Annotated in this window: 25 protein-coding genes, 1 rRNA gene and 1 other annotated feature; of the genes, 12 read left to right on the top strand and 14 right to left on the bottom strand. The window is 54.4% G+C overall.

What is annotated here, in order from left to right; translation table 11 throughout:
* Nucleotides 1-16 precede the first annotated feature (16 nt).
* The 8 genes from WFN61_RS05620 to WFN61_RS05585 all read right to left on the bottom strand — a co-directional run bounded on the left by WFN61_RS05620 (nt 17) and on the right by WFN61_RS05585 (nt 4,964).
* The gene (locus WFN61_RS05620) at nt 17-2,224 is read right to left on the bottom strand and encodes a replication endonuclease (RefSeq protein ID WP_337038140.1); all 2,208 of its coding nucleotides are present in this window, start codon (nt 2,222-2,224) and stop codon (nt 17-19) included.
* On the bottom strand, nt 2,221-3,099 hold the full coding sequence (locus tag WFN61_RS05615; protein WP_337038137.1) for a DNA adenine methylase: 879 nt from the start codon (nt 3,097-3,099) through the stop codon (nt 2,221-2,223). The genes WFN61_RS05620 and WFN61_RS05615 overlap by 4 nt, the downstream gene beginning before the upstream one ends.
* Nucleotides 3,096-3,323, bottom strand: coding sequence for a TraR/DksA family transcriptional regulator (locus WFN61_RS05610; RefSeq protein WP_337038135.1), 228 nt, complete (start codon nt 3,321-3,323; stop codon nt 3,096-3,098). The genes WFN61_RS05615 and WFN61_RS05610 overlap by 4 nt, the downstream gene beginning before the upstream one ends.
* Nucleotides 3,323-3,550, bottom strand: a complete 228-nt coding sequence (locus WFN61_RS05605) for a DUF2732 family protein (RefSeq protein ID WP_337038133.1) — start codon at nt 3,548-3,550, stop codon at nt 3,323-3,325. Before WFN61_RS05605 ends, WFN61_RS05610 begins: the two co-directional genes overlap by 1 nt.
* 70 nt (nt 3,551-3,620) lie before the next feature.
* On the bottom strand, nt 3,621-3,980 hold the full coding sequence (locus WFN61_RS05600) for a hypothetical protein (RefSeq protein ID WP_436880852.1): 360 nt from the start codon (nt 3,978-3,980) through the stop codon (nt 3,621-3,623).
* Nucleotides 3,981-3,988: 8 nt separating this feature from the next.
* Nucleotides 3,989-4,186 carry a phage filamentation protein Fil family protein gene (locus WFN61_RS05595; RefSeq protein ID WP_337038130.1) on the bottom strand — a complete coding sequence of 66 codons (198 nt, stop codon included), beginning with the start codon at nt 4,184-4,186 and terminating at the stop codon, nt 3,989-3,991.
* Between the two features lie 7 nt (nt 4,187-4,193).
* Nucleotides 4,194-4,703: a phage regulatory CII family protein gene (locus WFN61_RS05590; protein ID WP_337038127.1), complete on the bottom strand. Its 510-nt coding sequence runs from the start codon at nt 4,701-4,703 to the stop codon at nt 4,194-4,196.
* A 36-nt stretch (nt 4,704-4,739) separates the two neighbouring features.
* On the bottom strand, nt 4,740-4,964 hold the full coding sequence (locus WFN61_RS05585) for a hypothetical protein (protein WP_337038125.1): 225 nt from the start codon (nt 4,962-4,964) through the stop codon (nt 4,740-4,742).
* Between the two features lie 118 nt (nt 4,965-5,082).
* Between WFN61_RS05585 and WFN61_RS05580 the strand changes: the two genes are divergently transcribed.
* From WFN61_RS05580 to WFN61_RS05560, 5 genes are all read left to right on the top strand, one after another.
* Nucleotides 5,083-5,937 (top strand): phage repressor protein CI, encoded by an 855-nt coding sequence (locus tag WFN61_RS05580; RefSeq protein WP_337038124.1) that lies wholly within the window; start codon nt 5,083-5,085, stop codon nt 5,935-5,937.
* A gap of 12 nt (nt 5,938-5,949) precedes the next feature.
* Nucleotides 5,950-6,477 carry a hypothetical protein gene (locus WFN61_RS05575; RefSeq protein WP_337038121.1) on the top strand — a complete coding sequence of 176 codons (528 nt, stop codon included), beginning with the start codon at nt 5,950-5,952 and terminating at the stop codon, nt 6,475-6,477.
* A gap of 4 nt (nt 6,478-6,481) precedes the next feature.
* Complete coding sequence (locus tag WFN61_RS05570; protein WP_337038120.1) at nt 6,482-7,519, top strand: phage integrase; 1,038 nt, start codon at nt 6,482-6,484, stop codon at nt 7,517-7,519.
* A 261-nt stretch (nt 7,520-7,780) separates the two neighbouring features.
* Nucleotides 7,781-8,182 carry a DUF2946 domain-containing protein gene (locus tag WFN61_RS05565; RefSeq protein ID WP_436880888.1) on the top strand — a complete coding sequence of 134 codons (402 nt, stop codon included), beginning with the start codon at nt 7,781-7,783 and terminating at the stop codon, nt 8,180-8,182.
* 40 nt (nt 8,183-8,222) lie between these two features.
* Entirely contained in the window at nt 8,223-9,617 is a 1,395-nt protein-coding gene (locus WFN61_RS05560) for a PepSY-associated TM helix domain-containing protein (protein WP_337038117.1), read from the top strand.
* On the opposite strand, the gene dgcN is transcribed toward WFN61_RS05560, so the two are convergent.
* Together dgcN and WFN61_RS05550 are read right to left on the bottom strand one after the other, a co-directional pair.
* Nucleotides 9,603-10,811, bottom strand: a complete 1,209-nt coding sequence (gene dgcN, locus WFN61_RS05555; RefSeq protein ID WP_312283162.1) for a diguanylate cyclase DgcN — start codon at nt 10,809-10,811, stop codon at nt 9,603-9,605. The genes WFN61_RS05560 and dgcN overlap by 15 nt on opposite strands.
* A 149-nt stretch (nt 10,812-10,960) precedes the next feature.
* Nucleotides 10,961-11,335 carry a DUF2799 domain-containing protein gene (locus WFN61_RS05550; protein ID WP_144817901.1) on the bottom strand — a complete coding sequence of 125 codons (375 nt, stop codon included), beginning with the start codon at nt 11,333-11,335 and terminating at the stop codon, nt 10,961-10,963.
* A 230-nt stretch (nt 11,336-11,565) separates the two neighbouring features.
* Here WFN61_RS05550 and aroF point away from each other — a divergent pair, with 230 nt between their 5' ends.
* From aroF to WFN61_RS05535, 3 genes are all read left to right on the top strand, one after another.
* Entirely contained in the window at nt 11,566-12,636 is a 1,071-nt protein-coding gene (gene aroF, locus WFN61_RS05545; protein ID WP_337038113.1) for a 3-deoxy-7-phosphoheptulonate synthase AroF, read from the top strand.
* A 9-nt stretch (nt 12,637-12,645) separates the two neighbouring features.
* Complete coding sequence (tyrA, locus tag WFN61_RS05540; protein WP_042387500.1) at nt 12,646-13,767, top strand: bifunctional chorismate mutase/prephenate dehydrogenase; 1,122 nt, start codon at nt 12,646-12,648, stop codon at nt 13,765-13,767.
* Nucleotides 13,768-13,835: 68 nt separating this feature from the next.
* Nucleotides 13,836-14,708, top strand: a complete 873-nt coding sequence (locus tag WFN61_RS05535; protein ID WP_144817904.1) for an SMP-30/gluconolactonase/LRE family protein — start codon at nt 13,836-13,838, stop codon at nt 14,706-14,708.
* On the opposite strand, the gene pheA is transcribed toward WFN61_RS05535, so the two are convergent.
* The 4 genes from pheA to bamD all read right to left on the bottom strand — a co-directional run bounded on the left by pheA (nt 14,705) and on the right by bamD (nt 17,509).
* Nucleotides 14,705-15,865 (bottom strand): bifunctional chorismate mutase/prephenate dehydratase, encoded by a 1,161-nt coding sequence (gene pheA / locus WFN61_RS05530; protein WP_312176726.1) that lies wholly within the window; start codon nt 15,863-15,865, stop codon nt 14,705-14,707. The genes WFN61_RS05535 and pheA overlap by 4 nt on opposite strands.
* 40 nt (nt 15,866-15,905) lie before the next feature.
* Nucleotides 15,906-16,031 (bottom strand) — a sequence feature (Phe leader region).
* Entirely contained in the window at nt 15,983-16,030 is a 48-nt protein-coding gene (pheL, locus tag WFN61_RS05525) for a pheA operon leader peptide PheL (protein WP_181016674.1), read from the bottom strand. It overlaps the preceding feature by 48 nt.
* A gap of 121 nt (nt 16,032-16,152) precedes the next feature.
* The gene (gene raiA / locus WFN61_RS05520) at nt 16,153-16,491 is read right to left on the bottom strand and encodes a ribosome-associated translation inhibitor RaiA (RefSeq protein WP_144817906.1); all 339 of its coding nucleotides are present in this window, start codon (nt 16,489-16,491) and stop codon (nt 16,153-16,155) included.
* A gap of 280 nt (nt 16,492-16,771) precedes the next feature.
* Nucleotides 16,772-17,509 (bottom strand): outer membrane protein assembly factor BamD, encoded by a 738-nt coding sequence (gene bamD / locus WFN61_RS05515; protein ID WP_144817907.1) that lies wholly within the window; start codon nt 17,507-17,509, stop codon nt 16,772-16,774.
* A gap of 133 nt (nt 17,510-17,642) precedes the next feature.
* On the opposite strand from bamD, the gene rluD reads away from it, so the two are divergent.
* The 4 genes from rluD to WFN61_RS05495 form a co-directional block, all read left to right on the top strand.
* Nucleotides 17,643-18,623, top strand: coding sequence for a 23S rRNA pseudouridine(1911/1915/1917) synthase RluD (gene rluD, locus WFN61_RS05510; RefSeq protein ID WP_144817908.1), 981 nt, complete (start codon nt 17,643-17,645; stop codon nt 18,621-18,623).
* On the top strand, nt 18,620-19,351 hold the full coding sequence (yfiH, locus tag WFN61_RS05505; protein ID WP_337038112.1) for a purine nucleoside phosphorylase YfiH: 732 nt from the start codon (nt 18,620-18,622) through the stop codon (nt 19,349-19,351). Before rluD ends, yfiH begins: the two co-directional genes overlap by 4 nt.
* Before the next feature lie 131 nt (nt 19,352-19,482).
* Entirely contained in the window at nt 19,483-22,056 is a 2,574-nt protein-coding gene (gene clpB / locus WFN61_RS05500; protein ID WP_154058751.1) for an ATP-dependent chaperone ClpB, read from the top strand.
* Nucleotides 22,057-22,536: 480 nt separating this feature from the next.
* Nucleotides 22,537-22,991, top strand: a 16S ribosomal RNA gene (locus WFN61_RS05495); the annotation flags it as partial.

Below are 22,991 nucleotides of genomic sequence, written 5' to 3'. Positions count from 1 at the left end.
CTGTAAATTAGCAGCGTTATTTTGCGGCCTTTTCAAGCTGGCGAACCCTGCTCATGATGCTGACCGCCCTAGCTGAGACTGGCGTTTTAGCAGCATAAACGTCACCACTTGCAGAACATCTACGCCAGCGATCACCGATAAACAGCACCGCACCGGAAATTAAAGACAGCGCCTCTCCCTGGCTAAGTGTTTCACCAGTTAAAACATGCATCTCGTCGATTGCCCTGGCTATAGCGGCCGCGTTCTGCTCTGTAACGTGGTCGAATTTTTGCCCGGTAGCCGTTTTTTTCTTCCGCAAACGTTCTGTTAACTGCCTGCGTTCGCGCCGGTTTAGTGGTCGGGTGAGATCGACGCCGGGATCCAGCACCGGATCCCCCGTACAGTTATTGACAGAACTCCGAGAGGGCGCAGGAGCGCCCTTAACGTCAACGGCCAGGTCAACGGCCCGCTTCGGCACAATTTTCCACTGCACAACGCGGGTTATAATTGGCGAGCCGTCGCCAACTTCGGTGTCGTAAATACCTTTCACACGTACTATTTCCTCACCGTATTCATTGACCGAATCGCTGCTCTCGTACCATGTGCGCACCTGTAGATCGTCACGGCGCACGAACGGGCCGCCCTGGGCGTTAACGTAACCAGCCCAATCACCTTCATGTGCTGCGTCATGTACCAGGGCAAATTCAATACTGAGGCCGTGAGCCGTTTCGGTGTCGGCCATCTTGCGCAGCTCGCGATAAACCGTAACCGGCGCGCCGCCTACAAACTGGAATTGCCGGATGTGCCAGCGGGCGGCCCAGGCTGAAACTGCGGGGGCAGAGTCTTTGAGCATTTCACCGCTTTCATCGTCGCGCTCACCATCCAGCGCAAAGCCATCGATATTTTTAGATATGTATTTTGCGATATAACCAGTAGCGCGCCCCTTATTAGGGTCGATAGCTTCTGCGTGAAAACGGGCTTTACGGGCTTTGTCGCTTTTCAGCTCCTGCCTGTCTTCCTTGCAGGCGTACTTACTGATGATTGCGCGCACGCGTGCCACATCCTCCGGCAACATAAACATCAGCATGTGCCAGTGCGGCGTAGCATCGTGATGAGGTTCGGCCACACGGATCCCGAATACGCGGATTCCATCACGGTGAAGTTTGGCGCGGATTTTAGCCCACAGTCCTGTCAGGTAACTTTGCGTGTCTGCCGGGCTGGACCCATTCCATTTCGTGTTACGGTATCCAGCACGGGTTGTAGCGTGGAATTTTGACGGAGCTGTGAGGGTGTAGAACTCCCCAACATAGCCCAGCTGATTACTGATTTTTTCAAAACCATCAATTCGGTTCATCAGCTCGCCGCGTCGAATAGACGGATTAGCGACGCTGCCGTCGTATTTCTCAATCAGGCTAATACGGTTGCCTTGTTCGTCTTCAAGATCCATTCCTTTGAGAAATTCACGGGTGCGTTTCCGCTGCTCACGCCATTCCATTACGCAAACCTTGCTCGCGTATGCTGTGCGGGTTTTGCTGACATTACCCATGGCGATTTGCAGATGCTCCCGCCAGTCTGATGCAACGCGGCGAAGGCGGTTTCTCCACCATTTTTCTGAGGCCATGCGCAGGGTAGCCGGGGCCACATCCTCAGCTGTCACAAATTTAGTGGTGATGCGTTCCCACAGCGGCGGCGCATTTCTGAAATGCCGCGTGATACGGGCGGCGCAGTGGTAGGAGGCGTGCAGGATTTTAAGGTCGCTGCCGGCCTCCACCTCGATAGTCCCCAGCTCGGAGATTATGAAGTTGGAAATGTCACCGGCAAGCAGATCGATATCGGCCTTTGACATATCCGGCAGACGGTTAAACCGGCCCGTCATATTTACCAGGCGGGACGCCATAAAACGCACGTCAGCGGCGTTAAACTGGCCGCCGAACGCAGCACAGGAAACTTCTGTCTCGATCCCGGCGATGCTGTATTTATTCTTAACCAGCTCAAGGCGTGGCAATGCCTTCCGGGTGAAATTCACCAGAAAGGCATTGGCCCGCGCTAAACCGTGGTGGCGCTCCAGCTCATCAGCCCGGCGGCGCACGTCGTAACGTACGCAATCCGGCTGTAACTCCAGCTCATGCCGCGCACGCAGCAACGCCGCAATCTGCTGATCGCGGCGGTGCTGTTCTGCGTGGGTCGGGTACGGGCTTGCGATAGCTTCGCGGGGCGCGTTCCATGCATAGGCCAGTCTGCTCACGGTTGCGCCATATGGAAAAATGAAAAATCAGCAGAAGCGGCCGCGAGATCAACACCCGAAAAGACGATTGGGGATTTTGAGACTGACTTTATTATCAGCTCAGGGGCAGACTTTTGACTTGCAGCTGCGGCACCAACGCTGCGCGGGGCATTCAGTCGAACAAAATCAAATCCGGCATATAGCAGGTGCACAGTATCAATGTCGCAGTTTGAGACAACGATGTTCACGCCCTCGCCAGCCAGCTTCCTGAGCTTACGCGCCAGCTTGCCGTGATCAAGATGCGTAAAGCCGCCGCCATGGTAAGCGGTGAAATTTGATGACTCAGTCAGATAAGGCGGATCACAATAAACAACGTCCCCGCCCCGCGCCTGTGACAGCGTCTCCATATAACCAGCGGTGATAAAAGTTGCCCGTTTCGCTTTTTCTGCAAAAGCTAAAATTTCCTTTTCTGGAAAGTACGGATTGTTATATTTCCCATACGGGACGTTGAAAAGGCCGCGCTGGTTATAGCGGCAAAGGCCATTAAAACCATGACGATTAAGAAACAGAAAAAGTGCTGATTTCCATTCAGGCTCACAGTCATGATTGAAGGAATCACGACTATCGTAATAGCCATGCTCAGTATTGAAGGTTGCAAAAAGGTGCTTTGCACGGTCAATCAGATCACACGGGTCATCAACGATAGCTTTGTAGAACGCTATCAAATCAGGATTTACATCAGCGATCAGGTATTCGTCATATTCCGTGTTCATCATGACGGCGCAAGAACCGGCAAACGGCTCAACAAGGCGCTGACCTTTTGGCAGGTGGGGATGCAGGCGCGGCATGAGTCGGGCTTTACTGCCCGCCCATTTCAGCGGGGTTTTGGCGGTCATATTGCACCTCCGTTGTAGTGCTTACCTTTCCGTTCAGCGATTTCCTGACAGGTAACGCAGCACTGCACGCCCGTAATAACAGCCCGGCGCTCAGCAGGAATATCGCCCCCGCACGCCTGGCAGAAAAACGCAGAAGGCGCAACCGGACGGCTACGCGCGTTGTGGATATGACGATCACGATTTTCCTGTTCGCGCTGCTGTGCGAGATCCATTGAGTCGGCCATTAGTGCAGCTCCTGAGATTCATTTTCAAAGCGGGCCGCTTCACGGCGCAGCAGCTCGGCGGCTTCTTTACCGTTCAGCCCCTGCTGGGTGATATGGATAGCCAGCGACTCAAGACGGATTGAAACAGCTAGAGCGCGGTCTTTGCGTTCCTCGTTTTTTGCGGCGGCCAGCAAGACGGTCAGCGCATCGTTGTCGGCTTTGAAATTGCGGGTTTCGGTATTACGCATATTCATTTCTCCAGAATTTAGGCAAAAGAATGCCCGGCGGGTTTACGCCATTAATTTCGTTTGGGGTTAATTACTCAGGTAGTACGCTTTCATGCAGCGAGAAACGACGGGGTAATATTTCACCCCAGCGTGCTATTTCGTTCATCGCCTTAATCAACAACAACCGGCGGGACTGGTCGAAATATTCAAACGGCTTCCCGACCTCATCGCTTTTAAACGCGCCTGGCTCGTTGCGGTTTGCCAGCGTCATGACAACGAATTTAAAGTTGTCATCCAGCTTGTTGAAATTACGCAGCGCACCGTTTTGCGTGGCTTTTAGTTTCTGATGAAACCGGGCGAAACACTCCTCGCCGGACATCTTCTCCGGCTGCACATCAGCACAACCAGCATTATTAAACGGCATCGCACCTGCATTGATTGGTGCGGACATGTTGTTAATCATATCAACCTCAAAAAAGCTTTAACCCGGCGCTTAAACGACGCGGGGCGCGCAGTGCGCAGTTCACTTAATAATGCCGACTGGTCGCGGCTGGGATTCCAGCGCTTACGGTCGCTTCCCATGATCCAGCCGTGGCCGTAGCTCATAGATGGGCTTTGACGTACAAGCAGCGATGCGAATGAAGGCTCATGTTTCATGCTCACCTCACATCAGGCCGAAGGTTACGCCGATACCGCTGACAGTATCTACAGCGCTGGCTACTGCCGGGTTGCCCTGGACGCGTGCTTGCAGTGCGATGGCCGTTAACGTCAGCATTCTGATACCGGAATTAACGCACTCGATCATTCCGTGCTTACGGGCTGGCGTCAGCCGTTCCGTTGATACAGCACCGCTTGCCAGCGCGCCGAGTTCGCCCATTGCTCGCATAACATAGGTTTGCATTTTCTCGGGTGCCAGTTCGTTCACTGGTACACAAGGCAGACAATGAATCTGAGCTAAAAACCCGTCAACAAGAGTTGAGTCCTCAGTCAGGTCAGTCAGCGCCCATATCTCACGTGGTGTTAACTGATGCGGCTGCTCAGGGTTGAGCTTGTTGTAAAGCGTATGCGCCTTGATACCCGCTTTTACTGCCAGCTCTTTAACGTTGTGAGTTGCAGCGAACTTTCTGCAAGCATCATCAAAGTGAGCATGTGACGAAACTCGAAAATCTAACATGCAATAAGTCCTTTTCAACTTGCATAATCAAGATGGTTAGGCAGCAACGTAGCGGCAGTTAATACCTTGCTGTAATAAGCGACCACGAAAAGCCACCATGTTGATACGGGCTGCGCCACCATCTTTCCTGCGCGGCATGAGAAGGAGATCACCATCAGCAACCATCTGTTTTACGGTGCGGACGCTGTAGCCGTACTGTACTGCAAACTCTTCGTACGTCATCAGATCGGGGCCTGACGGGATTGCAATTTGTGGAGTCATGGGGGATTATCTCCGGTTAGTTGTTGTTTTAGTGCATTGGCGTGCATTTGTGGAACTATGAGAGAGACTATACCGCATAATGCGGCCTGTCAATCTCACATATCAAAGGATTCTAATTGTGGGTGAAGGCAATAAAAGTGCTCAGTCCGTCCTGTCCCGTATGAGACAGGCGTATGGTGTAGGCTCAAACGTAGAATTAGCTGACCGTATGAATACCCCAAAGTCTACTGTAAGTAATTGGGTATCAAGGGATAGTGTTCCATTTAGGTATGTGATGGTTTGCTCCCAGGAGACAGGTGCAGATCTAGACTGGCTTCTTAAGGGTGAGCTTGCAAATGCAAGCTTGGTGGGTGCAGAGAAAGGGAAGACTTTCAATAAGGGGACAACCTACTTCTCTTTATTGGAATCCGGCGGCCAGGCCGTACTACATCGCTTACTGTTAGCCTATGGCTTCACTATGCAAAAACAACTTGGCGATCTCCTGGGGCTATCTTCCGGAACTATAAGCACGTGGGTACGCCGTAACCATTTCCCTGGTGACGTTGTTGTTGCCTGTGCGCTTGATACAGGAGTGGACTTGAAATGGTTGGCTACCGGGGAAGGCAATCCAAGCAATACATTAACCACTTCTAATGAAGCTGCATCACATATGATTTCGATCCCCCTGCTTAGTTTAGAAAATGGTAGGCTGGAAAATAAAGGCAACACAGTTGCTGATTCAAACGTTGTACCTAACGTAAATAAAGATTGCGTTTATATAGTGAAAGGCCCGGTTTCTTGGTTGGTTAACATGAAAGAGAACACACCTATTAATGGGCTGTGCCTTCTAGATGTTGATGGGGTAATAGATATTTATAATATTACGCGGCTTCCGGGAAATAAAATCACAGTTAGCTCCACTTCAGGCATATCGTTCCAGTGCATGGTTGATGATGTAACATGCCGTGGTACGGTAATTAAAACAATTAATTAGAGGTTTGCTAATATGCTTAGAATACTGACTGCCTTTTTTATAGCTTTGCCAGTGATTGCTGCGGCCGCGCCTCAGCAGTTCAAGACCGTAACGGCCCTCATGGATGAATACAATGATTACTCCAACGATGCCGGAACCTTCAAAGTGATATCTGAAGCCCCCTTAAAAATCCAAATCTCACCAAAGGTTTTTTCAGGAGATAGCGATACAACTATAGAAGTAGCATCGTACAAAGCCTCAGTCTATGCCGCATATAGGACCTTGCTGCAAACTCCAGCCAAAGAAGTCAATGTAACCATTGTTCCTTTATCTTTTGATTTATCTAAACATGAAAAACGCTACTTAAAAGATAAAAAGTTTTCTTTCACTGTTACAAAAGAAAAAGTATTCCAGCTAGCTCATAGCTTTGCAGGAACCGCTAACCCTGATGAAATAATTGGGAGTGATGGCTACGAATGGACTGATAATTTTAGCTCATGCTGCTACTTGGAAAGCGGGCATCCCGGCGTAGTGAAATTTGCACATCAATTAATTAAATAAAACTATGGCAATCAAAAAACTCAGCTCTGGAGAATGGCTTGCCGATTTCCGTGTCGATGGGAAAGACAGCCGCCGTATTAGAAAAAAATTCGCCACGAAAGGCGAGGCTGTCTCGTACGAGCAATATTATCGTGATGAAGCCCAAAATAAGCCCTGGATGGGTGAGAAAGAAGATCGCAGGCGCTTAAGTGAGATAATTGAGCTTTGGCATAACCTTCATGGACAGGCGTTGATTGCTAGCAAGACTCGATTGGCGAAGCTGCACATCGTATGTAATGGCCTGGGCAATCCTATCGCTTCTCAACTGACCGCCAAAGATTGGGCGCACTATCGCGATCGCCGTCTTCGTGGCGAGATCGATAATGGCTTCCATAAAGACCCGGCGGACTGGGCGGTGAAGCCCATTACAGTGAACCGGGAACAACAATATTTAATGGCGGTTTTTAATGAGCTTAAGCGCTTAGGAGAGTGGAGCCTGCCAAACCCTTTAGATGGTATAAGGGTTTTTAAAGAAGCCGACAAAGAAATGTCATGGCTCACGGCTCCTCAAATTGTTGAACTGTTCCGGGCCTGTGAAAAGTATGGAAAGAATGATCTCACCACTATCGTAAAAGTGTGCCTGGCAACAGGGGCAAGATGGGGAGAAGCGCAGAGACTAATTCGCTCTCAGCTCTCTCCTTATAAACTCACCTTTACTAAGACAAAAAGCGGAAAGAACAGAGCCGTTCCGATCCCCAAATGGCTTTATGATGAACTATCCCCGCGACAAGGCAGAATGTTTAAGCCGTGCTATCAGGAGTTCAGAAAGATGCTGGCCTTAACAGATATCGAACTTACTGAGGGTCAAAAAACGCATGTATTGCGGCATACTTTTAGCTCTCATTTTATGATGAACGGCGGCAACATCCTTGTCCTCCAAAAAATTCTGGGACACGCTAACATCCGGGAAACGATGAGATATGCTCATTTCGCCCCTAGCCATCTTGAGGAAGCCGCAGCACTTAACCCTATTGCCGATCCAGTGTCCATCATGTCCATATAGTGCCCACCTAGCATGTTTGTGACAGCACTTGATTGCACCAGTGATACACTTAACTTACTGTAAAATATAACTTTATGTTATTTATCAATAGGGTAAATTAAAAGCGTCTGAACTAAGGTTCGCTTTCGCGACATCCTGATAAAAAGGGGCTGGCCTGTAGGCTGGCCCCTTTTTTTATGCCTGTGCGCCCGATCTGTTAACCCCCACGTTATAAATCCTTTACAATGTCGGCTCTCGACCGGAGGGCTAGTGGCTAATCTGATGCATCACTCAACATGGAAACGCGCAGCGGCATTGACCGCGCTGTTTGCGATCCTGCTGATCGTGGTTGCGCCGCTGATCTCCGTTGCGCTGCAGAAAGATCCCATGAGTGCTATGCCAGGCATGCACCACGAGATGTCGATGATGCCTGACCATCACGCCATGCCTGAGCATTCGCCCGCATCGCAAAGCACGCCGGTCGACCATGCCGAGGCGTGCGGCTACTGCGTGCTGTTAGCCCATGTGCCAGGGGTGATCCTTGCGCTTATCGTTCTGCTCTGTGGCGTGCTGCTCAGGCTGCGGGTAACGCCACCGCGGCCCGCCGTCTGCCACTGGCACTTCTCTCCCTGGCTCTGCCCCGATACCCGCGCGCCGCCGCGCCTGTCTGCTTTTTCCCTTTAAAAAACTCAATCAATAACTTTTTGCCTTAGAAAGGAAAAGTATGACTACCAGCACTTCGCGCGCGGCATGGGTAAACCTGCTGCGACGCCTCCATTTCTACATCGGCCTCTTTGTGGGACCGTTTATTTTCATTGCCGCCCTCAGCGGGACGCTGTATGTGGCCACCCCGCAGCTGGAGAGTGCGCTCTATCACGATGCGCTCTACGGCACCCTAAGCGGGGAGCATCAACCGCTGGCCGAACAGGTAGCGGTGGCCGAGCGGGTGACCGGGGGAACATTGCGTCTGCATGCCGTCCGCCCTGGGCTGATTAGTGGAGAGACGACGCGGGTGATGTTTGCCGATCCGCAGCTTGGCGTTTCGGAGAACCGGGCTATCTTTATCGATCCCGTGACCCTGGCGGTCAAAGGCGATATGACCGTCTATGGCACCAGCGGTATTCTGCCTCTGCGCCAGACTATCGATTATCTGCACCGGTCCCTGCTGCTTGGCGATGCCGGGCGACTCTATAGCGAGCTGGCAGCGTCGTGGATGTGGATTGCTGCTCTCGGCGGTATTGCGCTGTGGTGGTTTACGCGGCCCAAACGACGGATTAACAATCGGGTGCAGAACAGCCGTCGTCTGCACGTAAGCCTGGGCTGGGTGCTGCTGGCGGGCATGCTGCTCTTCTCCGCGACCGGTTTGACCTGGTCCCAGTGGGCGGGAGGTAACGTTGATAAAATGCGCGCGGCGCTGGGCTGGATGACGCCGCAGGTAAATACCCAGCTGCACGGAGCCGCCGAGCCTGCCGATCCCCATGCGGAACATCATGCCCATCACGAGCATCATGAGGGAATGACAATGCCCATGGCGGAGAGCGACGCCGACAGCGTGCAGTATGATGAGGTATTGCAGGTTGCCCGTCAGGCCGGCATCAATGCTGCCCGTCTTGAGATCCGCCCGCCGCGAAGTGCAGACCAGGCGTGGACGGTCACGGAGATCGACCGGGCGTGGCCAACGCAGGTTGATGCCGTGGCGATCGATGGCCACACGATGACCGCGATCGATCAGACACGCTTTGCTGACTTCCCGCTGATGGCGAAGCTAACCCGCTGGGGCGTCGATTTCCATATGGGCGTGCTGTTCGGCCTGCCAAACCAGCTGGCGCTGATCCTGTTTGGCGGTGCGCTGTGCGTTAGCATCGTCGTGGGTTACCGACTGTGGTGGATCCGCCGTCCGGCTCAGGGCGGCGTGAGTCCAGTGCAAACTCTGGTACAGAGCTGGCTGGCGCTCGGCTGGGGAGGACGGTTAATCACCCTAATCCTCGCTCTGCTGATTGGTCTGGCGCTGCCGGTGTTGGGGATTAGCCTGCTGCTGTTTATCGTTATCGATGTTCTGCGCTGGCGTCGGGCCAGCGCCGCCCAATTGCAGCCGGAACAGGAGTCAGGGCGTCTTTGAGTGGCGCTGCTTGACCTTGTACATGTTTTTGTCCGCCAGCTCCAGCAGGCTCTCGGCGCTGGCGTGCTCCCATGCCAGCGCATAGCCAATGCTGAGGGTCATCATGGTGGTAGAGCCGTTATGCAGATCGAAAGGGCGATAGAACTGCTGGGCTAGCGCGCCTGAGAGACGCTTTACCTCGTGCTCGGTGTGTACGCCGGTCAGGATCATCGCAAACTCATCTCCGCCGAGGCGGTAGGCCGTATGCCGCTTGCCGCCAAAGGCGGATAACCTTTTCGCCACCTCTATGAGAACGCTGTCGCCAACGGCGTGTCCCCATGTGTCGTTGATGTATTTGAAGTTATCACCGTCAAGAAACAGCAGCGCCGAGCAGCTTTGGGCAGCCTCATCCTTCATCAGGGCGGCGATGGCGTTGCGAAACGCGGCGCGGTTAGCCAGTCCGGTCAGCGGATCGTGCAGGGCGGTGCGCAGGAGCAGGGCGTTGCGCGCCTGTAAACTCAGCTGCCACTCCTCCATCTCATCCAGCAGGCTGTTAAAGTCCTGACCAAAGCGATGAAACTCGTCAATACGCTCGTCGGCGACGCGACGGGAAAAATTGCGGTAGGTCCGCACGTCGTGCACCACGTCAGTGATATTTTGCAGCGCGTTGAACACGCCGTTATGCAGGTAGCGACTGATGGCAAGCGCCACGGCCGAGGCAAACAGGATAGATCCGGTCAGCACACCGAGGGAGAGCAGAATAAAGTGGCCAATCAGGCTGGCCTGGGCAGTGAGATACAGCTCGCCAATCTGGGTACCGTCGTGCATGATCGGCTGCCTAACCGGGTCGGGAAGCAGCCCCTGGCGAATCAGATCGCTGGCTTTGTCATAGCTGCTCTCCGGCATCGAAGACCAGCCCGCCACCACATGCTGTTTTGCATCCCGTACCTCTGCCGCGCTATAGAGCCCTCGCTGGCCAAGCATAGAGAGCGTATCCGCAGCGGCGGCCGCATCATGGCGGGCAAGAGCAAATTCCAGATTGCGGCTCATGGTCGCGCCCGTCAGCTCTAAGTTACGTAGGGCGTACTGTTTTAACGTCAGTACCGACGTGACGGAGATAAGAAACCAAACCAGCGTCATCGTAATAATCACGTTAATAATATTGATTCGACGTAGGGTACGTTTAAAAGTTGGGCGTGAAAGATCCCTATTCATCATTATTTCCCCGCAACGACGGCTGATAATTACACGTAGCAGAAAAACAGCGTTTACCTGCATATACCCTGTTAAGATCGTGGTTATATTACCCTGGATAGATCAGGGGTGATCTCGACGTATTCACAGATTGAATAATATTCCGGCAGTTAATTGAGAACGGCGTCGCGGGTGCCTTCGTCCATCCCTGCTTGCCAGGCGCTACGCAGCTGTGCGGCGCTCTCCTGCGTGTCGCAGCCAGCAGGGTAGATTTTACCCGCGCGGCCCCAGGCATAGAGAAAATCGTCGTGGCAGATCCTTTTCAGGCCTGCCTTGTAGCCTTGTAAATAGCGATTTCGATCAACGTCGGTGTCATTATGTACGGCAGCCAGGACCTTGTTCTCTTTGACCACTGCGCCAGAGAGGGCGTCGTCTTTTCCGGCACTGTACCAGTCGGTGCCGGTCCAGGTGGGAGCGTGTGTATAGGGTTCAACCGAGCAGCCAGACAGCAGAATGGCTAAGAGTGCGTACATTCCAGGTTTCATTATCGTGCTCCTTTTTCTTTTATTATAGCGTAGCCTGGTTGCCGTCAGGTTGCTCATGTACATTTTACTTTACGTAAAAAACACAATTAAATTGCATTTTAAGGGGTTGTGTAAACAATTGTGTACGTATTATGGATTGAAATCTTTACCGATTGTGATACTGTTAGATTACTCTCTGCTGAGAACACTATCGCTAAAGACTATCGCAACAAACGACCAGGATCGCCATCATGCAAAAAGACGCGCTGAATAATGTCCATATCGCCGACGAGCAGGTTTTAATCACTCCGGAACGCCTGAAGGCGGAGTTTCCGCTGACGGCGGAGCAGGAGGCGCAGATCTCTCAATCGCGCCAGACCCTCTCCGACATCATTGCCGGGCGCGATCCGCGCTTGCTGGTGGTATGCGGACCGTGCTCCATTCACGATCCGCAGGCGGCCATTGAGTACGCTCACCGCTTTAAAGCCCTTGCCGAGGAGGTCAGCGATAACCTCTACCTGGTCATGCGCGTCTACTTTGAAAAACCCCGTACCACCGTTGGCTGGAAAGGGTTGATTAACGATCCGCATATGGACGGTTCGTTTGATGTCGAAACCGGGCTGAAAATTGCCCGTAGCCTGCTGGTGGAGCTGGTCAGCATGGGCCTGCCGCTGGCAACCGAAGCGCTGGATCCCAACAGCCCGCAGTACCTGGGCGATCTCTTTAGCTGGTCTGCCATCGGCGCACGCACTACCGAGTCCCAGACCCACCGTGAAATGGCCTCTGGCCTCTCAATGCCGGTTGGCTTCAAGAACGGCACCGACGGCAGCCTGGCGACGGCGATCAACGCCATGCGCGCGGCGGCAATGCCGCACCGTTTTGTGGGCATCAACCAGGCAGGCCAGGTGTGCCTGTTGCAAACCCAGGGCAACCCGGACGGACACGTGATCCTGCGCGGCGGTAAAGCGCCAAACTACAGCCCGGCTGACGTGGCGCAGTGCGAGAAAGAGATGATACAGGCGGGCCTGAAGCCAGCCCTGATGGTAGACTGCAGCCACGGTAACTCCAATAAAGACTACCGCCGCCAGCCTGCGGTAGCTGAATCCGTCGTGGCGCAAATCAAAGATGGTAACCGGTCGATCATTGGCCTGATGATCGAGAGTAATATTCATGAAGGTAATCAATCGTCCGAGCAGCCGCGCGGTGATATGAAATATGGCGTCTCCGTGACCGATGCCTGCATCAGCTGGGAGACCACCGACGCGCTGCTGCGTGAGATTAACCAACATCTGCGTGGGCATCTGGCAGCACGTCTGGCTTAAGAGGTTGTTATGGTTGCTGAATTGACCGCGCTGCGCGATCAAATTGATGAAGTAGATAAGGCGCTGCTGGCCCTGCTGGCGAAGCGTCTGGATCTGGTGGCCGAGGTCGGCGAGGTTAAGAGTAAATATGGCCTGCCGATTTACGTGCCCGAGCGCGAGGCGGCTATGCTGGCTTCCCGCCGTCAGGAGGCCGAGTCGCTTGGCGTGCCGCCGGATCTGATTGAGGACGTGCTCAGGCGTGTGATGCGTGAATCCTACTCTAGCGAGAACGATAAAGGGTTCAAAACCCTCTGTCCGACGCTGCGACCGGTGGTGATTGTGGGCGGCGGTGGCCAAATGGGCCGGCTGTTTGAGAAGATGCTGACCCTCTCCGGCTACCAGGTGCGAATACTTGAGAAAGATGACTGGGCGCAGGCGGGCAATATTGTCGCCGATGCCGGGATGGTGATCGTCAGCGTGCCTATTCATGTCACCGAGCAGGTGATTGCCTCGCTGCCGCCGCTACCGGAGGATTGCATCCTTGTCGATCTGGCCTCGGTAAAAAGCGGGCCGTTGCAGGCCATGCTGAGCGTGCATAAAGGCCCCGTACTAGGGCTGCATCCGATGTTCGGCCCGGACAGCGGTAGCCTGGCGAAGCAGGTGGTAGTCTACTGCGACGGACGCAAGCCAGAAGCCTACCAGTGGCTGCTGGAGCAGATTCAGGTTTGGGGTGCCCGTTTGCACCGTATCAGCGCCGTCGAGCACGATCAGAACATGGCGTTTATTCAGGCGCTGCGCCACTTTGCCACCTTCGCCTACGGGCTGCATCTGGCAGAGGAGAACGTGCAGCTGGAGCAGTTGCTGGCGCTCTCCTCGCCCATCTACCGTCTGGAGCTGGCAATGGTTGGGCGGCTGTTTGCCCAGGATCCACAGCTCTACGCGGACATCATTATGGCCTCGGAGAGTAACCTGGCGCTGATCAAGCGCTACTACCAGCGCTTTGGCGAAGCGATTGAGCTGCTGGAGCAGGGCAACAAGCAGGCGTTTATCGATAGCTTCCGCAAGGTTGAGCACTGGTTTGGCGACTACGCCCAGCGCTTCCAGAGCGAAAGTCGGGTGCTGTTGCGTCAGGCAAACGACAACCGTCAATAGGTTAAAAGCTGTATATACTTTAAGGCCAGTGGGTTACCCGCTGGCCTTTTTACTGTATGGGAGTCTCTATGGCTGAGCCGCAACTGCTGTTTGATTACACCGGCCATCTGCCGGAATGTCCTGTCTGGAGCGAATCGGAACAGGCGCTGTACTGGGCCGATATTCTGGAGGGGGAGATCCACCGCTACCATCTGGCCTCCGCTGAGCATACCGTGCTGCGGTTTCCAGAAGAGGTGGGCTGCTTTGCCCTGCGCGAGAAGGGCGGTTTCATCGTTGCGATGCGTAGTGCCATCTGGCTGGCAGACAAGCGTGGCCTGCTGACTCAAAAAGTGTGTGATAACCCCTCTAATCCGGAGCTGGCGCGCTTTAACGACGGTGGGACCGATCATGCTGGGCGTTTTTACGCTGGCACGTTCTGGGCACCGCAGGATTACAACGGTGCGCTGCTGATGCGGATCGATAACGATTTGGCTCCGAAGGTGATCCAGTGCGATATCCGTGGGGCCAACGGATTAGCCTTTAGCCCGGACGGGACGTGGATGTATACCTCTGACACGCCGCAGGAGGTAATCTACCGCACACCGCTGGATGAGCAGGGCGAGCCCGGCAAGCGCGAGGTATTCCGCACCTTTAAAAAAGAGGAGGGGCAGCCGGACGGAGCGGCAACGGACGTTGAGGGCTGCTACTGGAGCGCGCTGTACGACGGCTGGCGCATCGCACGTTTCTCTCCCGAGGGCGAGCAGCTGGAAGAGTATCGCCTGCCGGTGCGCTGCCCGACGATGGTGTGCTTTGGCGGCGAAGATATGAAGACGCTGTTTATCACCACCACCCGAGAGAATATGAAGCAGGACGAGCTGGCGAAGTTTCCGCTCTCCGGGGCTCTCTTCACCCTGCCAGTGAACGTGGCAGGCGTGAAGAAATCCCCTTTTATTGAGCGTTAAGCCGGATCGACCGGCACAACGTTTTCGCCAGGATAGCAGCCCAGCACTTTCAGCGAGCGGGTGATCTCCCCGAGCTCGCGCAGGGCTTTCTGCATGGATGCAGACTCCAGGTTAGCCTGGATATCCAGATAGAACATCTCTTCCCACGGATTACCATGAATGGGCCGTGACTCCAGCTTGGTCATAATCAGGTTGTGGTTACGCAGCACCAGCAGCGCCTCAACCAGCGCCCCGGCCTGCTGGCCCGTGGCCATCAGCAGCGTTGTTTTAGCTGGCACCTGATCGGAGACGTTAATCGGTTTACGCGCCAGCACGATAAAGCGAGTAATGTTTTGCGTCTGGTTTGCCAGATTGCGCTCCAGCACCTGCAGGCCATACAGCGCGCCGCCCGCCTCGCTGCCCAGCGCCGCTACATGCGGTGAATTCGCCTGGGCCACTTTCTCCATTGCCGCCGAGGTGCTCTCGGTGTACTCGATTTTCCACTGTGGATAGCGGTTTAAAAACTGGCTGCACTGTTGGAAGGGCTGCGGGTGGCTGTAGACCGTGTCGATTTTGCTTAAATCGGTCGTACCCGAGACCAGCACGCAGTGATCGATCGGCACGGTCATCTCCCCGACGATCGCCAGGCTGGTGTGCTGGAGCAGATCGTAGACGTCGTTGATCGCCCCGGAGCTGGTGTTCTCCAGCGGCACGACGGCATAGTCGGCCTGGCCGGTCTCCACCTGCTGAAAGATATCGTGGAACTTTGCGCAGCCGCTCTCAATAAACTGCTCGAAGTGGCGCGCCGCGTACTGACGCGCGGCCAGGTGCGAATAGGAGCCTTTGGGGCCGAGAAACGCGATCCGCGCCGAGTGCGGGTTGGTTTGATTAAGATGCTGCTGAAGCAGGGCCTGCTGCGTAAGGACGGAGTCTTCAATAATCAGCTGGAACAGGCGGGTAATGTAGTGCGCATCGAGATGGTGCGTTTTGCCCAGCTGGATCAGGTGCTCCAGCAGATCGCGTTCGCGGTCGATATCGCGCACTGGACGGTGGGAGGTGAGCTTGGCTTTGCCCACCTCAACGGCAAGCTGACGACGCTCGGCCAGCAGCGCCAGCAGTTGCTCATCCAGGGCACTTATCTTTTTACGCAGATCCAGCAGCGGGTTTTCCGGTGTCATAGTGTTGCCTTAGTCATTATTGTTATCTGTCTCTCAGCCATAAAAAAAGGCCCCCCGGTTTGGGAGGCCTTGCTGTTCGTCTTCGCACATACTCTTACACGACGAAACGCCTCCCGTTCAGGGGAAGGTAAAAAAGCGTGCGAAGAAAAACGGCGTCTGTTTCATGGGAGAGTCCTGTCTATGTCTACACGTAAAGTAACCGTACTGTTTTCACCCTGTCAATAAAAAACGCGCCCGAAGGCGCGTGGGTGAGACACTCAATGTAAAGGACTACTCTTCGTAAAGGATTACTCTTCGTCTTCTTCAACGAAGCTGGCGTCTTTCACCGACGTAGCGGCGCGACGGGCTTCACCTTTGTGCTGCACTTTATTGAGCTGCCGTTCCAGCTTGTTAATCAAGTCGTTGATAGCGGTATACATATCATCGTGTCGGCCGCTGGCAACCAGCTGGCCATTAGGGGTATTAATGGTTGCGTCGGCAACAAAACCCTGCGGCTCCTTCGAGAGGATGATATGGGGATTAATCAGATGAGTTTGCCATTTTTCAAGCTTGGCGAGACGGTCTGCGACATGCTGGCGAATTGCCGGAGTAATTTCCATTTGTTTACTGGTAATGTTCACTGTCATAGATGTTACCTCTTGTCTTTCCGTCCAGGTGATCTCAGCATACCTGTCTGAAGGTCAAAAAGTGTGATTTCTATCACGTATTTTTGTCACTTTTTGTCAATGACGACATTTTGTGAGGCAGGACAGGAAGAGTTGCGATTTCACTTGAAGGATAGGGGAAGGGGAGTCATAGTTGATAGGTTATGTCGCGGCATTACCTCTTTAGAGTCAGCCGAAACCGCATAAAAAAACGGCAGCCCGAGAGCTGCCGTTTGTGTTTTTGACTGTCAGGTTTTGACTATCAGGTATTGCTGCTGTTGGACGCGATAATCTTCGCGACTTTATCTGCCTGAGCACTCATCTGCATCTGGCGATAGGCATTTTCCATCAGCGGCAGGGCGTTACGCGTCGCCTGCGTGTCAGGGTAGTCGCGCAGCATGCCTTCTACGCGGTTGACTACCGCTACCCACGCGCCGCGTTCGGTATAGTATTCCGCTACGGAGTACTCATACTTCGCCAGGCGATCCTTCAGGAACACCAGGCGTTTGGTGGCATCGGTAACGTACTGGCTGTTCGGATAGCCGCGTACCAGCTTCGAGAAGTCATTAAACGCATCGCGGGCGTGCTGCGGATCGCGGTCGCTACGATCGACGCCGAAGAAACCCTGTAATGCACTGTCGTCCAGCGCCATGTCGGTCAGGCCGCGCATGTACATCACGTAATCAATGTTCGGATGAGTCGGGTTCAGACGGATAAAGCGATCGATCGCGGCCTGAGCCAGCGGCAGATCGGCATTTTTATAGTAGGCGTAGATCAGATCCAGCTGAACCTGCTGGGAGTAAGGGCCAAACGGATAACGGTTATCCAGCGCTTCCAGTTGCGTTATTGCCTGTTTCCAGTTACCGTCCTGCAACTTTTGCTGAGCAGTCGCATAGATTTCATTAGGCGGATTATCAGGTACCTCTTCCTTTGAACTGGAGCAACCCACCAAAGCCAGGCTCAACGTGGCGGCTGCCACCAGATATTTCATGCGCGTCATGACGTTTTGACTTTCCTCAAAATGTTTATGCGGGAGGATTCTCTGTTCCTGCTCCCGATTAAGACCAGCTACAATAGCACACTATATTAAACGGCAAAGCCGTAAAAACCCAAGGTTAACGAAGAAGCTGTCTATGGCACAACTAGTACAACTCACCGCAACGGTGTCCGAAAATCAACTCGGTCAACGCTTAGATCAGGCATTGGCCGAAATGTTCCCGGATTATTCACGTTCGCGCATAAAAGAGTGGATCCTTGACCAGCGCGTGCAGGTCAACGGCAAGATTTGCGACAAGCCCAAAGAGAAAGTGTTGGGCGGCGAGCGCGTCGCCATCGATGCCGAGATCGAAGAAGAGGCGCGCTTTGAGGCGCAGGATATCCCGCTCAACATTGTCTATGAAGATGACGATATTCTCGTGATCAACAAGCCGCGCGATTTCGTGGTGCATCCGGGCGCTGGTAACCCTGACGGCACCGTACTGAATGCGCTGCTGCACTACTATCCGCCGATCGTTGACGTACCGCGCGCCGGCATCGTGCACCGTCTGGATAAAGACACCACTGGCCTGATGGTCGTTGCTAAGACCGTTCCAGCTCAGACCCGGCTGGTAGAGTCCCTGCAGCTGCGCGAGATCACCCGTGAATATGAAGCCGTTGCCATTGGCCATATGACGGCGGGCGGTACGGTGGAAGAGCCAATCAGCCGTCACCCGACCAAGCGTACCCATATGTCGGTGCATCCGATGGGCAAGCCGGCGGTGACCCACTACCGCATCATGGAACACTTCCGTGTGCACACGCGTCTGCGCCTGCGTCTTGAAACAGGCCGTACCCACCAGATCCGTGTTCACATGGCGCACATTACCCATCCGCTGGTGGGCGATCAGCTCTACGGTGGCCGTCCGCGTCCGCCGAAGGGCGCGTCTGACGAGTTTATTACTGCCCTGCGCCAGTTCGATCGTCAGGCGCTGCACGCCACCATGCTGCGTCTCTATCACCCGATTACCGGTATTGAGATGGAGTGGCATGCGCCGATCCCACAGGATATGGTCGACCTCATCGACGCCATGCGCGCCGATTTTGAAACGCATAAAGAGGACGTTGACTGGCTATGACATCGCTGATTGTTCCGCAGTGGCCGCTGCCAGAAGGCGTCGCGGCCTGTAGTTCGACCCGCAACGGCGGCGTGAGCCTTACCCCCTGGGACTCCCTGAACCTGGGTGCACACTGCGGCGACAACCCTGAGCATGTCGAAGAGAACCGTCGCCGGCTGTTTGCTGCAGGCGGTTTACCCTCTAAGCCCGTCTGGCTGGAGCAGGTGCACGGCAAAACGGTGCTTACCCTTACCGGCGAGCCTTACACCTCTAAACGCGCGGACGCCTCATACAGTAATACCCCCGGCACGGTGTGTGCTGTGATGACTGCCGACTGTCTGCCGGTGCTGTTCTGTAACCGTGCGGGAACCGAAGTCGCCGCTGCGCATGCAGGCTGGCGCGGTCTGTGCGCGGGCGTGCTGGAAGAGACGGTGGCCTGTTTTGCAGATAAACCGGAAAACATCATCGCCTGGCTGGGGCCAGCCATTGGTCCCGATGCGTTTGAAGTGGGCCCGGAAGTCCGCGACGCGTTTATTGCCGAAGATTCGAACGCTTCAGCGGCATTTCGTGCGGCAGGCGAAAAATATTTTGCCGATATCTATCAGCTTGCCCGTCAGCGGCTGGCCCGCGTCGGCGTAGACGCCGTCTACGGTGGCGACCGTTGCACCTTCAGTGAGCAAAGTGAATTCTTCTCTTATCGCCGTGACAAAACCACCGGGCGCCTGGCAAGTTTCATTTGGCTGATATAACCTAAAGAATCAAGACGATCCAGTACGTGTAATATTCTTTGTACATAATTTAGATCATTAACCTTGAATAATTGAGGGATGACCTCATTTAATCTCCAGTAGCAAATTTGACCTGTATTATGGGAGGAGTTATGCGTCTGGATCGTCTTACTAATAAATTCCAGCTGGCTCTTGCCGACGCTCAGTCACTCGCGCTGGGGCAAGACCATCAATTTATCGAACCACTTCATCTTATGAGCGCCTTGCTGACACAGGAGGGGGGTTCGGTACGTCCTTTACTCACCTCTGCCGGTGTCAACGCTGGTCAGCTCCGCACCGCCATTGACCAGGCGCTAAGCCGCCTGCCGCAGGTAGAAGGTACCGGCGGGGACGTACAGCCGTCGCAGGATCTGGTGCGGGTGCTCAACCTCTGCGACAAGCTGGCGCAGAAACGTAACGATAACTTTATTTCGTCAGAGCTGTTTGTTCTGGCGGCGCTGGAGTCGCGCGGCACGCTCGCCGATCTGCTGAAAGCCGCGGGGGCGAATACCAACAACGTGACCCAGGCAATTGAACAGATGCGCGGAGGAGAAGGCGTGAACGATCAAGGGGCCGAAGACCAGCGTCAGGCCTTGAAGAAATTTACCGTCGATCTTACCGAGCGTGCCGAACAGGGCAAGCTCGATCCGGTGATTGGCCGCGACGAAGAGATCCGCCGTACTATTCAGGTACTGCAACGTCGTACCAAAAATAACCCGGTGCTGATCGGCGAGCCGGGCGTGGGTAAAACTGCCATTGTTGAAGGGCTGGCGCAGCGTATCGTTAACGGCGAAGTGCCGGAAGGGCTGAAGGGCCGTCGGGTGCTGGCGCTGGATATGGGCGCGCTGGTGGCAGGCGCAAAATATCGCGGTGAGTTCGAAGAGCGCTTAAAAGGCGTGCTGAGCGACCTGTCAAAGCAGGAAGGCAACGTTATTCTGTTTATTGACGAGCTGCATACGATGGTGGGCGCAGGTAAGGCCGATGGCGCAATGGACGCCGGGAATATGCTGAAACCGGCTCTTGCCCGCGGTGAGCTGCACTGCGTCGGCGCAACCACGCTGGATGAGTACCGTCAGTATATTGAGAAAGATGCAGCCCTGGAGCGACGCTTCCAGAAAGTGTTCGTTGCCGAGCCATCGGTTGAAGATACCATCGCTATTCTGCGCGGGCTGAAAGAGCGCTATGAGCTGCATCACCATGTGCAGATCACCGACCCGGCCATCGTAGCGGCTGCGACGCTGTCCCATCGCTACATTGCCGACCGTCAGCTGCCGGATAAAGCTATCGATCTGATCGATGAGGCCGCATCCAGCATTCGAATGCAGATCGACTCCAAGCCGGAAGAGCTGGACCGTCTGGACCGGCGCATTATTCAGCTCAAGCTTGAGCAGCAGGCGCTGATGAAAGAGTCCGATGACGCCAGCATCAAGCGTCTGGAGATGCTTAACGGCGAACTGGCTGATAAAGAACGCCAGTACTCAGTGCTGGAAGAGGAGTGGAAGGCAGAGAAAGCCTCGCTCTCCGGAACGCAGACCATTAAAGCTGAGCTGGAGCAGGCGAAGATTGCGATTGAACAGGCCCGCCGCGTTGGCGACCTGGCCCGCATGTCCGAGCTGCAGTACGGGAAAATCCCCGAGCTGGAGAAACAGCTTGAGCAGGCTACGCAGTCGGAAGGCAAAACCATGCGCCTGCTGCGTAACAAAGTGACCGATACCGAGATCGCCGAAGTGCTGGCGCGCTGGACCGGGATCCCGGTCGCCCGCATGATGGAAGGCGAGCGCGAAAAACTGCTGCGTATGGAGCAGCAGCTGCATAGCCGTGTGATTGGCCAAAACGAGGCCGTTGAGGCCGTATCGAACGCCATTCGTCGCAGCCGGGCTGGGCTGTCCGATCCCAACCGTCCGATTGGCTCTTTCCTGTTCCTTGGGCCAACCGGGGTAGGGAAAACCGAACTGTGCAAAACGCTGGCTAACTTTATGTTCGACAGCGACGATGCCATGGTGCGTATCGACATGTCCGAGTTTATGGAGAAACACTCCGTGTCGCGGCTGGTGGGTGCGCCTCCAGGATACGTCGGCTATGAAGAGGGCGGGTACCTCACCGAGGCGGTTCGCCGTCGTCCCTATTCCGTTATCCTGCTGGATGAAGTAGAGAAAGCGCATCCGGACGTATTCAACATTCTTTTACAGGTGCTGGATGACGGACGCCTGACGGATGGGCAGGGGAGAACGGTCGACTTCCGCAATACCGTGGTGATTATGACTTCCAACCTGGGGTCCGATCTGATCCAGGAGCGCTTCGGTGAGCTGGACTACGGCCATATGAAAGAGATCGTTATGGGCGTGGTGAGCCACAGCTTCCGTCCGGAGTTCATCAACCGTATTGATGAGGTCGTAGTATTCCATCCGCTGGGTGAGAAACATATCGCCTCGATTGCCCAGATCCAGCTGCAGCGTCTTTATAAGCGTCTGGAAGAGCGTGGTTATGCTGTGCAGATGTCAGATGAGGCGCTGAAGCTGCTCAGCGCGAACGGTTACGATCCGGTGTATGGCGCGCGTCCGCTGAAACGCGCTATCCAGCAGCAGATCGAGAACCCGCTGGCTCAGCAGATCCTCTCTGGGGAGCTGATTCCTGGCAAAACGGTACAGCTGGTGGTGAAAGACGATCGCATTGCCGCCGTGCAGTAACAGTTAACAGAGAGTAAAAAGCGTAAAACGAGCCCCACGGGGCTCGTTTTTGTTTATAAACCAGGCGAAATAGTGCTTTGCATCACCGTTTCGCCTAAATTTTAGGCTATCGATAAGTTTTTTCGATTTAAGACTTGTCAGCTCCGAATAACTCCCTATAATGCGCCTCCACTGACACGGAACAACGGCGAATAAGCCGGCCGGTCAGCGAGGCGCCTCCGGGCACTTCGGCAGAGAAAAGCGAAAATAAACGCTTGACTCTGAATGAGGAAAGCGTAATATACGCCACCTCGCAACGGTGAGCTGAAAGCCACGTTGCACTGCTCTTTAACAATTTATCAGACAATCTGTGTGGGCACTCGAAGACATGGATTCTTAACGTCGCAAGACGCTAAATGAATACCAAGTCTCTGGAGTGAACATACGTAATTCATTACGAAGTTCTTTCTTTAGAAATAAAGAACGAAGAGCATCAAACTTAAATTGAAGAGTTTGATCATGGCTCAGATTGAACGCTGGCGGCAGGCCTAACACATGCAAGTCGAACGGTAGCACAGAGGAGCTTGCTCCTTGGGTGACGAGTGGCGGACGGGTGAGTAATGTCTGGGAAACTGCCTGATGGAGGGGGATAACTACTGGAAACGGTAGCTAATACCGCATAACGTCGCAAGACCAAAGAGGGGGACCTTCGGGCCTCTTGCCATCAGATGTGCCCAGATGGGATTAGCTAGTAGGTGGGGTAATGGCTCACCTAGGCGACGATCCCTAGCTGGTCTGAGAGGATGACCAGCCACACTGGAACTGAGACACGGTCCAGACTCCTACGGGAGGCAGCAGTGGGGAATATTGCACAATGGGCGCAAGCCTGATGCAGCCATGCCGCGTGTATGAAGAAGGCCTTCGGGTTGTAAAGTACTTTCAGCGGGGAGGAAGGC

This window comes from Pseudescherichia sp. AS216 (assembly GCF_037152055.1).
GTDB lineage: Bacteria > Pseudomonadota > Gammaproteobacteria > Enterobacterales > Enterobacteriaceae > Pseudescherichia.
Note: the sequence above shows the minus strand (reverse complement) of the source record. Positions and strands in the feature narration are given on the sequence as shown.

Excerpts from the sequence above, each read along its gene's own strand:
- pheA (WP_312176726.1), bottom strand. The coding sequence starts at position 15,865 with ATGACACCGGAAAACCCGCTGCTGGATCTGCGTAAAAAGATAAGTGCC.
- WFN61_RS05605 (WP_337038133.1), bottom strand. The coding sequence starts at position 3,550 with ATGCGTAATACCGAAACCCGCAATTTCAAAGCCGACAACGATGCGCTG.
- tyrA (WP_042387500.1), top strand. The coding sequence starts at position 12,646 with ATGGTTGCTGAATTGACCGCGCTGCGCGATCAAATTGATGAAGTAGAT.
- WFN61_RS05585 (WP_337038125.1), bottom strand. The coding sequence starts at position 4,964 with ATGACTCCACAAATTGCAATCCCGTCAGGCCCCGATCTGATGACGTAC.
- WFN61_RS05590 (WP_337038127.1), bottom strand. The coding sequence starts at position 4,703 with ATGTTAGATTTTCGAGTTTCGTCACATGCTCACTTTGATGATGCTTGC.
- dgcN (WP_312283162.1), bottom strand. The coding sequence starts at position 10,811 with ATGAATAGGGATCTTTCACGCCCAACTTTTAAACGTACCCTACGTCGA.
- WFN61_RS05570 (WP_337038120.1), top strand. The coding sequence starts at position 6,482 with ATGGCAATCAAAAAACTCAGCTCTGGAGAATGGCTTGCCGATTTCCGT.
- clpB (WP_154058751.1), top strand. The coding sequence starts at position 19,483 with ATGCGTCTGGATCGTCTTACTAATAAATTCCAGCTGGCTCTTGCCGAC.
- bamD (WP_144817907.1), bottom strand. The coding sequence starts at position 17,509 with ATGACGCGCATGAAATATCTGGTGGCAGCCGCCACGTTGAGCCTGGCT.
- WFN61_RS05565 (WP_436880888.1), top strand. The coding sequence starts at position 7,781 with ATGCATCACTCAACATGGAAACGCGCAGCGGCATTGACCGCGCTGTTT.
- WFN61_RS05595 (WP_337038130.1), bottom strand. The coding sequence starts at position 4,186 with ATGAAACATGAGCCTTCATTCGCATCGCTGCTTGTACGTCAAAGCCCA.
- WFN61_RS05575 (WP_337038121.1), top strand. The coding sequence starts at position 5,950 with ATGCTTAGAATACTGACTGCCTTTTTTATAGCTTTGCCAGTGATTGCT.
- aroF (WP_337038113.1), top strand. The coding sequence starts at position 11,566 with ATGCAAAAAGACGCGCTGAATAATGTCCATATCGCCGACGAGCAGGTT.
- WFN61_RS05615 (WP_337038137.1), bottom strand. The coding sequence starts at position 3,099 with ATGACCGCCAAAACCCCGCTGAAATGGGCGGGCAGTAAAGCCCGACTC.
- WFN61_RS05600 (WP_436880852.1), bottom strand. The coding sequence starts at position 3,980 with ATGTCCGCACCAATCAATGCAGGTGCGATGCCGTTTAATAATGCTGGT.
- rluD (WP_144817908.1), top strand. The coding sequence starts at position 17,643 with ATGGCACAACTAGTACAACTCACCGCAACGGTGTCCGAAAATCAACTC.
- raiA (WP_144817906.1), bottom strand. The coding sequence starts at position 16,491 with ATGACAGTGAACATTACCAGTAAACAAATGGAAATTACTCCGGCAATT.
- WFN61_RS05610 (WP_337038135.1), bottom strand. The coding sequence starts at position 3,323 with ATGGCCGACTCAATGGATCTCGCACAGCAGCGCGAACAGGAAAATCGT.
- yfiH (WP_337038112.1), top strand. The coding sequence starts at position 18,620 with ATGACATCGCTGATTGTTCCGCAGTGGCCGCTGCCAGAAGGCGTCGCG.
- WFN61_RS05560 (WP_337038117.1), top strand. The coding sequence starts at position 8,223 with ATGACTACCAGCACTTCGCGCGCGGCATGGGTAAACCTGCTGCGACGC.
- WFN61_RS05535 (WP_144817904.1), top strand. The coding sequence starts at position 13,836 with ATGGCTGAGCCGCAACTGCTGTTTGATTACACCGGCCATCTGCCGGAA.
- WFN61_RS05550 (WP_144817901.1), bottom strand. The coding sequence starts at position 11,335 with ATGAAACCTGGAATGTACGCACTCTTAGCCATTCTGCTGTCTGGCTGC.